General features: G+C 74.5%; 10 protein-coding genes. 2 read left to right on the plus strand and 8 right to left on the minus strand.

The genetic code is table 11. From position 1 onward, the window contains the following. Window positions 1-8: 8 nt before the first annotated feature. On the minus strand, window positions 9-1,157 hold the full coding sequence (locus tag ACOBQU_RS35090) for an alkaline phosphatase PhoX (RefSeq protein ID WP_423632933.1): 1,149 nt from the start codon (window positions 1,155-1,157) through the stop codon (window positions 9-11). A 239-nt stretch (window positions 1,158-1,396) separates the two neighbouring features. On the opposite strand from ACOBQU_RS35090, the gene ACOBQU_RS35095 reads away from it, so the two are divergent. After that, on the plus strand, window positions 1,397-2,101 hold the full coding sequence (locus ACOBQU_RS35095) for a DUF1326 domain-containing protein (RefSeq protein ID WP_423632935.1): 705 nt from the start codon (window positions 1,397-1,399) through the stop codon (window positions 2,099-2,101). A 58-nt stretch (window positions 2,102-2,159) separates the two neighbouring features. Here the strand turns inward: ACOBQU_RS35095 and ACOBQU_RS35100 are convergent, their stop codons facing one another. Together ACOBQU_RS35100 and ACOBQU_RS35105 are read right to left on the minus strand one after the other, a co-directional pair. After that, the gene (locus tag ACOBQU_RS35100) at window positions 2,160-3,725 is read right to left on the minus strand and encodes an alkaline phosphatase D family protein (protein ID WP_423632937.1); all 1,566 of its coding nucleotides are present in this window, start codon (window positions 3,723-3,725) and stop codon (window positions 2,160-2,162) included. After that, window positions 3,722-4,300, minus strand: a complete 579-nt coding sequence (locus ACOBQU_RS35105; protein ID WP_423632939.1) for a phosphoesterase — start codon at window positions 4,298-4,300, stop codon at window positions 3,722-3,724. The genes ACOBQU_RS35100 and ACOBQU_RS35105 overlap by 4 nt, the downstream gene beginning before the upstream one ends. Before the next feature lie 191 nt (window positions 4,301-4,491). Here ACOBQU_RS35105 and ACOBQU_RS35110 point away from each other — a divergent pair, with 191 nt between their 5' ends. Next, window positions 4,492-4,986 carry a MarR family winged helix-turn-helix transcriptional regulator gene (locus tag ACOBQU_RS35110; protein ID WP_423632941.1) on the plus strand — a complete coding sequence of 165 codons (495 nt, stop codon included), beginning with the start codon at window positions 4,492-4,494 and terminating at the stop codon, window positions 4,984-4,986. On the opposite strand, the gene ACOBQU_RS35115 is transcribed toward ACOBQU_RS35110, so the two are convergent. From ACOBQU_RS35115 to ACOBQU_RS35135, 5 genes are read right to left on the minus strand one after another with little or no spacing between them, the layout of a single operon-like run. Beyond that, window positions 4,967-5,926: a tellurite resistance/C4-dicarboxylate transporter family protein gene (locus ACOBQU_RS35115; protein ID WP_423632943.1), complete on the minus strand. Its 960-nt coding sequence runs from the start codon at window positions 5,924-5,926 to the stop codon at window positions 4,967-4,969. The two genes, ACOBQU_RS35110 and ACOBQU_RS35115, sit on opposite strands and share 20 nt — an antisense overlap. Window positions 5,927-5,937: 11 nt before the next feature. Then, complete coding sequence (gene narI / locus ACOBQU_RS35120; RefSeq protein WP_423632945.1) at window positions 5,938-6,681, minus strand: respiratory nitrate reductase subunit gamma; 744 nt, start codon at window positions 6,679-6,681, stop codon at window positions 5,938-5,940. A gap of 19 nt (window positions 6,682-6,700) precedes the next feature. Further along, window positions 6,701-7,324 carry a nitrate reductase molybdenum cofactor assembly chaperone gene (gene narJ, locus ACOBQU_RS35125; RefSeq protein WP_423632947.1) on the minus strand — a complete coding sequence of 208 codons (624 nt, stop codon included), beginning with the start codon at window positions 7,322-7,324 and terminating at the stop codon, window positions 6,701-6,703. Continuing rightward, window positions 7,321-8,952: a nitrate reductase subunit beta gene (gene narH / locus ACOBQU_RS35130; RefSeq protein ID WP_423632949.1), complete on the minus strand. Its 1,632-nt coding sequence runs from the start codon at window positions 8,950-8,952 to the stop codon at window positions 7,321-7,323. The genes narJ and narH overlap by 4 nt, the downstream gene beginning before the upstream one ends. Beyond that, window positions 8,952-12,566 (minus strand): nitrate reductase subunit alpha, encoded by a 3,615-nt coding sequence (locus ACOBQU_RS35135; RefSeq protein WP_423634919.1) that lies wholly within the window; start codon window positions 12,564-12,566, stop codon window positions 8,952-8,954. Before ACOBQU_RS35135 ends, narH begins: the two co-directional genes overlap by 1 nt. Window positions 12,567-13,254: the final 688 nt, after the last annotated feature.

Genomic DNA, 13,254 nt, shown 5'->3' on the forward strand with positions numbered 1-13,254 from the left:
GCCCCTCGTCACAGGCTGCTGCGGAACGGCCCGGTCACCTCGTAGGTGATGCCGCCGCTGCTGGAGCCGGACGTGCCGCGCTGCGAGGAGAAGTACAGTCTGTTGCCCGCGGGGTTGAAGGCCGGTCCGGTGATCTCGGAGGACGACTGGCCGGTGATCCGCAGGAACGGCGCGACCACGTCGTCGGGCGTGATGACGCAGATCTCCATGTTGCCGCCGTCCTCGGCGACGTAGAGGTCGCCGACGGTGGCGGCGGTGACGTTGTCGACGCCGGTGAGCGGCGCGCCGGAGACGTTGTCGTCGTAGACGACGGCGAGGGTGTTGTTGGCCGCGTGGTAGGCCCACACCCGGTTGTCGCCCTTGGTGGTGAAGTAGCAGACGTCCGCGCGGTAGTGGCAGCCCTCGCCGCCGTTGAAGACCTTCGCGCCGGACACCTGGTAGCGGGTGGCGGTGGGGCTGCCGTCCGGGTCGGGCACGGTCGCCCAGGACAGCGCGCCGCCGACCTCCTTGAGCACCTGGAGGGTGCCGGAGGAGAGATTGCCCCAGGTGGTGGGCACGAAGCGGTAGAAGCGGCCGTCGGACTTGTCCTCGGTCAGGTAGATGACCTTGCGGACGGGGTCGGCGGCGGCCGCCTCGTGGTTGAAGCGGCCCATCGCCGGGCGCTGCACGGCCGCGGCCACGCCCCAGGGGTCGGTCTCGTAGACGAAGCCGGTGTCGACCTCCTCGCAGGACAGCCAGGTGTTCCACGGTGTGGCGCCGCCCGCGCAGTTGCGGTTGGTGCCGGACAGGATGGTGTGGGCGCCGGTGATCTGGGCGCTGCTGTTGAACTTCACGGCCCCGGCGCCCCCGGCGTTGCTGCCGACCTCGGCGTTGGAGACGTAGATCCAGCCGGAGCCGTCGGCGAAGCAGGCGCCGCCGTCTGGGGCCTTGTGCCAGGTGTGGTTGGTGCCGGCCACCTTCTGGGTGGAGCGGGCGATGACGCGGCTGGTGAAGCCGGACGGCAGCATGATGCCGTTGGCGTCGGCCGCCTGGAGGGGCCCGTAGGGGCTCGGGCCGGGCAGGGCGGGGTAGGCCACGGCCTGCCGCCACAGGGAACCGGAGAATGCTGCGGCTCCGGCACCGATGACGGCGGCCCGAAGGACGGTACGGCGTTCCATGTCGACTCCTCGGTCGAGCGGGGACCAGGACGCCGTGGACGGTAGGGCGGGGGCCTCCGGGCGATAAGTCACCGGAGGATGAACTGTTTTCAGCCAGAGGGCGAAGGGAAATCACTCGGAGTCGAGTCATACCCCTGGGGGTAGTTGACGAGGGCGTCTCGCGCGGCCTAGCGTCCCTCATGTCGACAGAGATACCCCGCCCGGGTATATCTCCCCCGTCTGCTCAGGAGGTTTTCCCCATGTGCACCACGTCCGCGCGCCCCCAGAACGCGCCCCTCGCGCCCGCCGTCGTCGGCGCGGGCGGCGACGGCTCGCTCCCCGACTGGCACCTGCGCGGCGAGTGGTTCGACGTGTGCAGCTGCGCGCTGCCCTGCCCCTGCACCTTCGCCCAGGCCCCCACCCACGGCGACTGCCTGTTCACCCTCGTCTGGCAGGTCCACGAGGGGCACTTCGGGGACGTCCGCCTGGACGGCCTCGGCGTGGTCGCGCTCGGCGAGTTCACGGGCAACATGTGGGTCGGCGACCCCGACGCCACCATGAAGGTGATGCTCTACATCGACTCCAAGGGCGACCCGGCCCAGCGCGACGCCCTGGAGCGGATCTTCGCCGGTCACGTCGGCGGCTGGCCCGGCGAGTTCGGCGCGCTCATCAGCGAACTGCGCGAGGTCCGCCACGCCCCCGTCCACTTCGACGCCGCCGAGGACCTCGCGTACTGGCGGGCCCGCGTCGAGGGCAAGGTCTCCGTCGGCGCCACGGCCCTCACCGGACCCACCGCGGACCCCGACCGCCGCGTCCAGCTCGTCAACGCGCCGGGCGCGGAGGTCGGCCCCGGCCAGATCGCCACGTGGGGCGTCGTCGAGAGCGACCACGCGGAAGGCTTCGACTTCTCCCACGAGTACCGCGGCGGCTCCAGCAAGCACTTCCCGTTCGACTGGCGCCCCTGACCCGCGGGGCCGGGGCCGGGGCGGGGCGCCGGTGCCGCCGACCGGCGGCAGCGGGCCCCTAGTCCCTGCGGTACTGGGCGGGCGAGCCCTTCGTGGCCGGGTCCTCGTACGACCCCGCCTCGCCCCGGTCCACGTGGAACGTGGTCAGTGTGCTCACGGGGGAGCGCGGATCGCGGCGGTCGCCGATCACCCGCATATGGGCGCTGAACCGCTCCGGCGTCACCTCGTACACGTCGTAGCCGTAGCGGTTGCCCTCGAAGTACTTCAGATGCGGGTTGGCCCTGCCCATCAGGGGCCCGTTGGCCGCGTTCCACTCCGGGGAGTACGCCCCCGACGTCACCGAGTGCGCCGTGAACTCCGTGCCCACCAGCGGCGACTCGGGGTCGTCGAAATCGGTGCGCACGTCGTCGACGAACGCCGAGTGCCAGTCCCCGGTGATGACCACCAGGTCCTCCAGACCGCTGGCGTGCACATGGCCCAGGACCTCCTTGCGCTCGGCGAGGAAGCCGTCCCACTGGTCGGTGAACATGTACGAGCCGCCCGGACGGCCGCGCAACTGGCTCAGCATGATCGAGTTGGCCCACACGTGCCAGGAGTCCGGCGCCCGCTCGACCGTCCTCCGCAGCCACGCCTTCTGCTCGGCGCCGAGGATCGTGCCGTCGGGCAGGTTCTGCGCGGAGCGGTACGAGCGCAGGTCCAGGATGGTGAGTTCGAGCAGGTCGCCCCACCGGCGCACCCGGTGGATCTCCGGGTCGGGCAGCGCGGCGGAGCCGAAGGAGTCCCGGTGCGGCATGTGCTCGTACCACGCCTGGTACGCGGCGGCGCGCCGCTTCATGAACGGGGCGCCGCCGCCCGTGCCGCTGTAGTCGTTGACGACCTCGTGGTCGTCCCACGTCAGGAACCACGGGTGCGCGGCGTGCGCCTCCCGCAGCGACTTGTCGCCCTTGTACAGGGCGTGCCGCTTGCGGTAGTCGGCGAGCGTGAGGATCTCCGGCCCGTCGTGGTCGCGCACGTGCTTCTCGGGTACGCCGCCGACCTGGCCGTGCTCGTAGATGTAGTCGCCCAGGTGGACGACGAAGTCCACGTTCTCGCGGGCGATGCCGCGGTGGGCGGCGTAGTAGCCGTCGTGGAACGCCTGGCAGTTGGCGGCGGCGAAGGTGACCTTCCTGACCCGGCCGCGCGGCGCGGTCCGCGTCCGCCCGACGCGGCTGGTGCGGCCCAGCGCCGTGAACGCGTACCAGTAGTGCCGCCCGGGCGCGAGGCCGCTCACCGGCACGTGCACGCTGTGGCCGAGCGTCGCCGACGCCGGGGCCGTGCCCCGGGCCACCACCCGCCGCAGGCCCGGATCCCTGGCGACGACCCAGTCGACCTCGACGACCTCGGGCAGCTTCTGCTCGGCGGCCAGCGGCTCCGGAGCCAGCCTGGTCCACAGCACCACCGAGTGCGGCTGCGGATCACCGGAGGCGACGCCCAGCGTGAACGGCGCCCGGTCGTACTCGGCGCCCAGGGCCTCGGCGGCCTCCCGGGCCTGCGCCGGGGTCAGACCCGCCGCCAGCGGCCAGGCCAGGTTGAGGGCGCCCGCAGCCGCGGCGGCCTTCAGCAGGTCACGGCGGTTCACGGTCATCGGTGGCCTCCGGTGGGCGCGAGGGTGAGGGACAGGGCGTCGGCGTAGCCGTCGTTGGAGGTGCCGCCGCCGCTGCGCGTGAAGACAAGGAGCAGCCGCGCCGAGCGCGCCGTCGGCGGCACCAGCGCCTCTGCCGTACGCTCCAGCAGGGCCGTGCGGCCGCCGCGCTCGGCGGCGCTCACCGGGCCGAGGACGCTCAGGGCCACCGGCGTGCCCTTGGCGTCGCGGAACTCCACGGACAGGCGGGCCCCGTCCTCCTGCCCGGCGTAGCCCCCGAGCCAGGCCGTCAGCGTGTACCCCCCCCGCCCCGCGTCGACGGCGCTGCGGCCCGTCGGCCCGCCCTTGGGCAGCGCCACGTCCTGGACGAGCGCGGTGCGCGGGCTGTTGCCGCCGGAGAAGAACCGGCTGCCGCGCCGCGCGGGCCCCGGGTCCGCGGGGGTCGGGTAGCCGCCGCCGAGGCTGTAGGCGACGAGCGCCGGGGCGCCCTGCACGACCTGCCAGCCGCGGACGCCGGTCACGGGGTCGGCGGTGCCGCCCGCCCCGCTCTCCGCGTCGCCGTTGACGACGAGATTCACACGCGCCTCCTGTGATGGGTGACTTGAGCGCGGTCAGCCCACCAGCCCCGCGTGAACCAGGAGAAGCCTCTTGGCGAATTCTGGCCGGTGCCGGACGCCCGGCCGACCTGTTTCCGCGGCCTTCCGCGCGGCCGACCGCCGGGGGCCGGACCGGAGCGCGCCGGGGGACGCCGCCCGCGTACCCTGTCGGGATGCGTACGGAGGACGGGACGGGGACGGACGACGTCGTCTCCATGGTGATGGCGGCGTCGCGCCTGGTGATCGGCCTGTCCGCGCGAGCCCTGGTCGAGGTCGACGAGACGCTGTCCCTGGCCCAACTGCGCACCCTGGTGGCCCTGGAGGGGTGCGGGCCGGTGAAGCTCGCCGTCCTCGCGGACGTCCTCGGCGTCAACTCCTCGACGGCGCTGCGGGCGGTGGTGCGCCTTGAGGGCGCGGGCCTGGTGGACCGCAGGACCAACCCGGACAGCAGGCGCGAGGTGGTGCTGTCCCTGACCGCCCAGGGCGAGGACGTGGTCGAGCGGGTCCTCGCGCACCGGCGGCGCGAGGTGGAGGCGCTGGTCGAGGGCGTCCCGCCGCAGGTGCGCGCGGGCCTGGTGGCCGGTCTGCGCGCGCTCATCGAGGCGGCGGGCGACCGCTCCGTCAAGGTGCCCGGCGCCGCCGAGGAGTTCAGGGCGGCGCTGCCCTGACCCGCGCCGCCACCAGCCGGTGCTGCACCGCGAGCCAGGCCACCAGCGCCGTCCACGCCAGCGGGGACACGGCGGGCGTCAGCGGGTGCGCCCCGTGGCCGGTGGTCACCTGGGCGGTCGCCGTGGCGTACATGCCCAGCGGGAACACCACGCACCACAGCGCGGGCTCGTACACCAGCGGCACGCGGCGCAGTCCGTGCCGCCAGACGCCCGCCGCCACCAGCGCGGGGATCAGCAGCGTCGCCCAGGCCCACAGGGCGGCGACCGCTCCCGTGACGGCCGCGCCGGGCAACAGCGGTGACCCCCCGGACAGTTGGCTTCCGGCGAGCGCGCTGATGGCGGCGGCGCCCATGGTGATCCAGTAGGCGGGGGTCAGCCCGGCGGGGGCCGGAGGACGGCGCAGCAGCCCGCGGACGACCACGGTGAGCGTGGCGGCGTACAACAGCACCCCGCACGCCCACAGCGGAACCGCGGCCACCAGCCCGGGGCGCACCGACGTCAGGGCGATGACCAGGGACTGGAGGCCGACCGTGGCGAGGAACCAGGTGCCGTCGGCGGCGGCCAGGGCGGAGCGCGGCAGCCGGGCCGTGGCCACCGCGAGCGCCACCCACACGAGCGCGGCGAGCGCGCACAGACCGGCGGCGACCGGCCGCACCGGCGTCGCGGCCAGGCGGCTCGCCAGGACGTCGCTGGCGGCGACGAAGGTGTAGTGCCCGAACAGCCGCCGCGGATCGCGGAGTTCGGCCCGCACCCGGTCGCCGTGGCGCACGGCCCTGACCGCTGCGGCCGCGAACAGCGGCACGTACAGGGCGACGGCGACCACCAGCAGGGCGTTCGCCGCGCCGCGCGCCCCCGCCAGGGCCAGGGCGCGCGAGACGATGCCGGTGGCCATGACGGGAGCGAAGCACGCCGGTGCCAGGTCCCGGATCCGGCCGCGCACGGCTCGCCGCGCTACCGGCGCCCGGCGGGCCGCGGCGCCGGACGGGCCTCGGCCGGATGCGGCTCGGGGGCGCGCCGCATGCCGCGGGAGCGGTAGACGACGTACGGCCGCACGGCGTACCCGAGCGGCGCGGCGAACGCGTGCACCAGACGGCTGAACGGCCACAGCGCGAACAGGGCCAGGCCGAGCGCGGTGTGCAGCTGGAACGCGAGCGGGGCGTCGGCCATGGCGTCCACGTCGGGGTCGAGGGCGAACAGCGAGCGGAACCACACCGAGACACCCAGGCGGTAGTCGTACGGGTGGGCGCTGGTCGTGGTCGCGGTCGCGGCGAGCCCCGCGAGGAGTACCGCGAGCAGCAGCGGGTGCAGCAGCCGGTCGCCGCGCAGGCTGCCCGAGCGCACCGCGGGCGTCCGCAGCCGCCGGTAGACCAGCAGGCCGAGGCCGACGGTCGTCACGATCCCGGCGGCTCCGCCGACGGCGAGCGCGTTGGCGTGGTACAGCCACTCGTGGACGCGGACCCGCTCGGTGAACGACTCGGGGACGACCAGGCCGACCACGTGCCCGGCGAAGACGAACAGCAGCCCGTAGTGGAACAGCGGGCTCGCCACCCGCAGCAGACGGCTCTCGTGCAGCTGGCTGGAGCGGGTGGTGAAGCCGAACCGGTCGTAGCGGTAGCGCCAGGCGGTGCCCGCCGCGAACAGGACCAGGACCAGATAGGGCAGCACGCCCCACAGCGCGGTGTGCAGGTGGTTCATCGGCGGGACTCCTCCGGCGTCATCGGCGGGACTCCTCCGGCGCCCGCGGCGCGGCGGGCCGGGTGGGGAAGGGCAGCAGGCCGACGGATTCGACGGGCGGGCCCGAGCGGGCCAGGCGCAGCGCGGCGGCCCGGTCGGCCGGGGACGCCCCGGGCAGGGTGCGGCACACGGCGTCGAGGACGTGCGCGTACGGGCTGCCGTGGTCGCGCAGCGCCAGGCGCAGCAGCTCCAGGGCGGCCCGGTGCTCCTGGAGGGCCCGGCGGCCCGGCTCGGGGCAGCGGGCCGCGAACTCCAGGGCCAGCGGCAGGAAGTCGGGCAGCTCGTCGTCCGGCGGGTGCCAGCCGTGCTCGCGGTACAGCCGCCGCCAGCGCAGCAGCGAGCCGCCGCGGCGGCGGGTGTCGCCGTCCGTGTAGTACGTCAGGTGCAGGGTGCGGCGGCGGCTGCGGTCGAACGTCGCCACGTACCGGGCCGACAGCTCCAGCGGGGTGAGGCCGTCGACGTCGGCGCGAAAGCGCAGCAGGGCCGCGGCGGCCGGGCCGGGCGCGGCGGCCAGGGCGTCGGTGACGAGGCGCAGCCGGTCGGGCCAGTCGTCGTCGGGGTGCAGGAGCAGCAGGGACGACGCCTGGTGGATGAGCCGGGTCACGCCGGTCCTTCCCCGCGCCCCGGGAACAGGCCGTCGGGCCGCCCCTGCCCGTTCCAGTTCAGCAGGTTGACCCGGCCGCGCGGCGAGGCCTCGGCGTGCTCCGGCTCGGGCGGCGCCAGCGGCGCGTGGAAGGCGTCGGCGCCGAAGCCGCCCATGCCGGGCCCGCCGTCGACGTCCAGGCTGCACCCGTCGGCCGCGTCCGGCGGGGCGGTGGCGGCGTAGGCGGTGGGGATGACGTAGCGGTCCTCGTACTTGGCGAGGGCGAGCAGCCGGTACAGGGCCTCGATGCCCTCGGCGTCCAGGCCGACGGAGCGGGCGATGGCCGGGTCCTGCTCCTCGCCCAGGTTCACCCGCCGCATGTGCGAGCGCATCGCGGCCAGGCGGCACAGCGCGGCCTCCACCGGCCCCGGGTCGCCCGCGGTGAACAGCTCGGCGAGATAGCCCACCGGGATGCGCAGCGCGTCGATCGCGGCGAACAGCTTGGCCGGGTCCTCGCCGTCGTGCCCGGTGGCGGTCAGCGACTCCACCACCGGCGACAGCGGCGGCACGTACCAGACCATCGGCATCGTGCGGTACTCCGGGTGCAGCGGAAGCGCCACCCGGTACGTGCTGATCAGGGCGTGCACGGGGGAGCGGCGCGCGGCCGTGACCCAGTCGTGCGGGACGCCCGACGCCTCGGCCGCGGCGGCCACCTCGGGGTCGTGCGGGTCGAGGAAGCAGTCCAACTGCGCCTGGTACAGGTCCTTCTCGTCGGGCGTCGCCGCCGCCTCGCCCACCTTGTCCGCGTCGTACAGGATCACGCCCAGGTAGCGCAGGCGGCCCACGCAGGTCTCGGAGCACACGGTGGGCTGCCCGGCCTCGACGCGCGGGTAGCACAGCGTGCACTTCTCGGCCTTGCCGGTCTGGTGGTTGAAGTACACCTTCTTGTACGGGCAGCCGCTCACGCACATCCGCCAGCCCCGGCAGCGGTCCTGGTCGACGAGGACGATGCCGTCCTCGATCCGCTTGTACAGCGCGCCCGAGGGGCACACCGCGACGCACGACGGGTTGAGGCAGTGCTCGCAGATCCGCGGCAGGTAGAACATGAACGCCTGCTCGTACTCCAGGCGCACCCGCTCGTTCATCCGCTTCAGGACCGGGTCGGCGGCGAGCTGGTCCGGGCCGCCGCCCAGGTCGTCGTCCCAGTTGGGTCCCCAGGTCACGGCCGTGGGGCGGCCGTCGACCAGGGAGCGGGGCGGGGCGGTGGGGACGTCGTCGCCGAGCGGGGCGTGGATGAGGTTCTCGTAGTCGTACGTCCACGGCTGGTAGTAGTCGTCCAGGGACGGCAGTTCGGGGTTGGCGAACAGGCGGGCCAGGCGGCGGGCGCGGCCGCCGCCGCGGGGCACCAGGCGGCCGCGCTTGAGGGCCCAGCCGCCCCGCCACTTCTCCTGGTCCTCGTAGCCGCGCGGATAGCCCTGACCGGGGCGGGTCTCGACGTTGTTGAACCACACGTACTCGGTGCCGCCGCGGTTGGTCCAGGTCTGCTTGCAGGTGACCGAGCAGGTGTGGCAGCCGATGCACTTGTCGAGGTTCATCACCATGGCGACCTGCGCCAGCACCCGCCTCGGGGCGTGCGAGCGAGCGGGCATCAGTAGTCGACCTCCTGGGAGCGGCGCCGGATGACGGTGACGGCGTCGCGCTGATTGCCGGTGGGACCGTAGTAGTTGGGGGCGAACGACAGCTGGGCGTGGCCGCCGATGAGATGGGTCGGCTTGATGAGCAGCCGGGTCAGCGCGTTGTGGACGCCGCCGCGCCGCCCGGTGGCCTCGGACTTCGGCACGTTCACCAGGCGCTCCTGCACGTGGTACATGAACACCGTGCCGGTCGGCATGCGGTGGGACACGACCGCCCGGGCGACGACGACGCCGTTGGCGTTGACCGCCTCGATCCAGTCGTTGTCGGCCACGCCGATCGCCTCGGCGTCGGCGACGCTCATCCAGATGACCGGGCCGCCGCGCGCCAGGGTCTGCATCAGCAGGTTCTCCTGGTACTCGGAGTGGATGGACCACTTGGAGTGCGGCGTCAGATAGCGCACGGTCACCGAGCGCCCGTCGCCCGGCGCGCCCGTCCCGTCCGGCACACCCGTCCCGTCCGGCAGCGGCTGGTCCAGGGCGGTCAGGTCCAACGGGGGCCGGTACAGGGGGAGTTGCTCGCCGTACTCGGCGATCCACGGGTGGTCGAGGTAGAAGTGCTGGCGGCCGGTGAGGGTGTGCCAGGGCTTGGCGTGCTCGGTGTTGACGGTGAACGGCGCGTAGCGGCGGTCGGGCGCCTCCTTGCCCGACCACTCGAAGCTCGCGCCGACCTGCACGGGCCGGGCCTGCGTGTCGGAGAACACCACGCGCCGCTCCGCCACGGACGCGGCCAGCTCCCTGAGGCCGGTGTCCTCGCCGCAGCGCTCGGCCAGCGCCTCGAAGCCCGCGGCGGCGACCCGGCCGTTGGTGGTGCCGGACAGCGCGAGGATCGCCTCGCACAGCTTGACGTCCGTGTCGAGCAGCGGACGGCCGCGCGCCGGGCCGTGCGACGCGGTGCCGCAGCGCCGGGCGAGCCAGCGGCTCTCCGCCGCGGTGCCCACGGTGACGCCCTTGACCTGGAGGCCCACCTCCTCGGGCAGCGGCCCGAGCGCGGCCATCCTGGCGCCGATCGCCGTGTAGTCCCGCTCCACCAGCGCGAACTGCGGGGCGGTGTCCCCGTCGGGCGGGGCCTCGCCGGGGGTGTCGTGCTGGAGGGCGGTGGCGACCAGGTCGTACGCGGTGTCCAGGCGGCCCTTCGCCAGGCGGCTCACCTCGGCGGCCAGGCCGTGGAAGATCTCGAAGTCGGTGCGGGCCTGCCAGGGCGGGCTGATCGCCGGGGAGAACGCGTGCACGTAGGGGTGCATGTCGGTGCTGGACAGGTCGTGCTTCTCGTACCAGGTCGCGGCGGGCAGCACCAGGTCGGCGAACAGGGTGGTGGACGTCATGCGGAAGTCCAGCGCGAGCAGCAGGTCGAGCTTGCCGCGCGGCGCCCGGTCGCGCCAGGTCACCTCGCGCGGCCGGGCCCCGGGGGGCGCCTCCTGGGCGCTGGCGTTGTCGGCGGCGCCGAGCAGGTGCCGCAGGAAGTACTCGTTGCCCTTCGCGGAGGATCCGATGAGGTTGGCGCGCCACACGGTGAGCACCCGGGGCCAGTTGGCCGGGTCGTCGGGGTCCGCGCACGCGTAGCCGAGCCGCCCCGCCGCCTGCTCGGCGGCCACCCAGCGGCCCGGGTCGGCGCCCGCCTCGCGCACCCGCCGCCCGAGGTCCAGCGGGTTCTGGGTGAACGTGGGGTACGACGGCATCCAGCCGCGCCGCGCGGAGCGGGCCACCAGGTCGGCGGTGTGCAGGTCCGCGAACGTGCCGCGGGCGGTGGGCGCCGCCAGCTGACCGGCCGTGAAGTGCTCGTAGCGCCACTGGCAGGTGTGCTGGTACCAGTACGGCGTCCCGGCCATCTGCCGGGAGGGCCGCGCCCAGTCCGACGCGGTGGCGAGCTGCTGCCAGCCCGCGAACGGCCGCACCTTCTCCTGGCCCACGTAGTGCGCCCAGCCGCCGCCGTTGACGCCCTGGCAGCCCGTCAGGAGCAGCAGGGACAGGAAGGAGCGGTAGATGGTGTCGGAGTGGAACCAGTGGTTGGTGCCCGCGCCCATCACGATCATGCAGCGGCCCCGGGTCTGCTCCGCGGTGCGCGCGAACTCCCGGGCCGCGCGCACCGCCGCCCGCGCCGGAACCGACGTCACCGTCTCCTGCCAGGCCGGGGTGCAGGGCACGGACGCGTCCTCGTACGACTCGGGCCACTGCCCCTCAAGGCCCGCGCGCCCCACCCCGTACTGCGCCAGCATCAGGTCGAACACCGTGGTCACCAGGCGCCCGGCGACCCGCAGCGCGGGCACCGACCGCTCCAGCGTGCCGCCCGCCTGGTCGAAGCGGGGCAGCAGCACGCGCGCGGGGCGGGCGCCGGGCCGCCCGTACAGGGTCAGCAGCGGGTCCGCGTCGCCCAGGTCCAGGTTCCAGCGGCCCTCGCCGCCCTTGCTCCAGCGGTCGCCGAGCGTGCCGTTGGGCACGGTGACCCGGTCGCGGGCCGCGTCCCACAGGACCGGCATCCAGCGGCGCGCCCGGTCCTCGGCGTCCTCGGCGAGTCCGGTGTCGCGGGCCGTGAGGAACGCCCCCGGCACATGCCCGCCGTCCGCCCGCTCGTCCAGGGTGACCAGGAACGGCAGGTCGGTGAACCGCCGCACGTAGTCCGTGAAGTACGGCACCCGCCGCTCCACGAAGCACTCGCGCAGGATCACGTGCCCCATCGCCATGGCGAGCGCGCCGTCGGTGCCCGGGTGCGGGTGCAGCCACTCGTCGGCGAACTTGGTGGCGTCGGAGTAGTCGGGGGAGACCACGACCACCTTCTGGCCCCGGTAGCGGGCCTCGGCCATCCAGTGCGCGTCCGGGGTGCGCGTCACGGGGACGTTGGAGCCCCACAGCATCAGATACGCCGCGTCCCACCAGTCACCGGACTCCGGTACGTCGGTCTGGTCGCCGAACACCTGCGGGGAGGCCACGGGCAGGTCGGCGTACCAGTCGTAGAACGACAGCATCGGCGCGCCGATCAGCGCGTGGAAGCGGGCCCCGGCCGCGTGCGACGCCATCGACATCGCCGGGATCGGGGAGAACCCCGCGATGCGGTCGGGCCCGTACGCGGCGAGCGTGTGCACGTGCGCGGCGGCGGCGATCTCCAGCGCCTCCGCCCAGCTGACGCGCACCAGGCCGCCCTTGCCGCGGGCCGCCTGGTAGCGGCGCCGCTTGCCGGGGTCGCCCGTGACCTCCGCCCAGGCCGCCACGGGGTCGCCCAGGCGTCGCTTGGCTTCCCGGAACATCTCGACGAGGACGCCGCGGGCGAGCGGATAGCGCACCCGCGTGGGCGAGTACGTGTACCAGGAGAACGAGGCGCCGCGGGGGCAGCCGCGCGGCTCGTAGTCCGGCCGGTCCGGGCCCGTCGACGGGTAGTCGGTGGCCTGCGTCTCCCAGGTGATCAGGCCGTCCTTGACGTACACGTTCCAGGAGCACGACCCCGTGCAGTTCACCCCGTGCGTGGAGCGCACCACCTTGTCGTGGGCCCAGCGCTCCCGGTACGGGGCGTCGTTGACCCGCTGGTCGGTGCGGAACTCGGCCCGGCCGTCCGGGCTCGCCGGGGCCTTCCGCAACATGCTCGCGGCGGCGAGAAGCCGCTCGCCCGCCTCCGCGGCGGCGCGCTCCGCCGCCGCCCTGCCACGTCCCACCACGGAATCCCCTCGGCACCCGAGCGCCGGAACAGCCCGGCGCGCCACGCTGCGAACGGGGCCAGAATCCAGCGCGCCACGTCCCGGCACGACCGGTATTTGGCCACTTGGATGCATCTAGAACTTGTTTTTCTTGCCCTTTGCAAGAGTTGAACGGTGGGCCATGCATCCGCGCCAGCGGCGGGTGCGCGGGGTGCGGCGGCCGGGGCGGAGGCGGGGCGCGGCGTCGCCGCTGGCCATGGAGGGGATCACTCCGCTCCGCCCGTCACCAGGGGAGGGGCGGCGATCGGCCAACCCGCGGTTCAGGGCGGCTTTACCCGGTCATGGCCCTTTGGCCCGGCTGGGCGGCGGCGCCCGCAAGCGCGTTCGGGCCGTGGCCGCGGCGGCGTCGGCGCGGCCGGTCGGCGGGGTGCGGCGGCCGCCGGGCGGTGGCCGAAACCCGAGCCGGGGGAGCGGCTGGAGTAGACCTTTCCCGCGGGGAATCGGCTCCGGCCCGCCCGGGCGCACGACGGCGGCCGGGGCGCCGTCGTACGGGTGCCCCGGCCGCCGCTGAGTCGCCGGGCAAGATCATTGGTTACGTGCTCGGGCCGCCGGGCGAGCCGGGGCCGCCGGGGCG

The organism is Streptomyces sp. G45 (assembly GCF_049542095.1).
GTDB lineage: Bacteria > Actinomycetota > Actinomycetes > Streptomycetales > Streptomycetaceae > Streptomyces.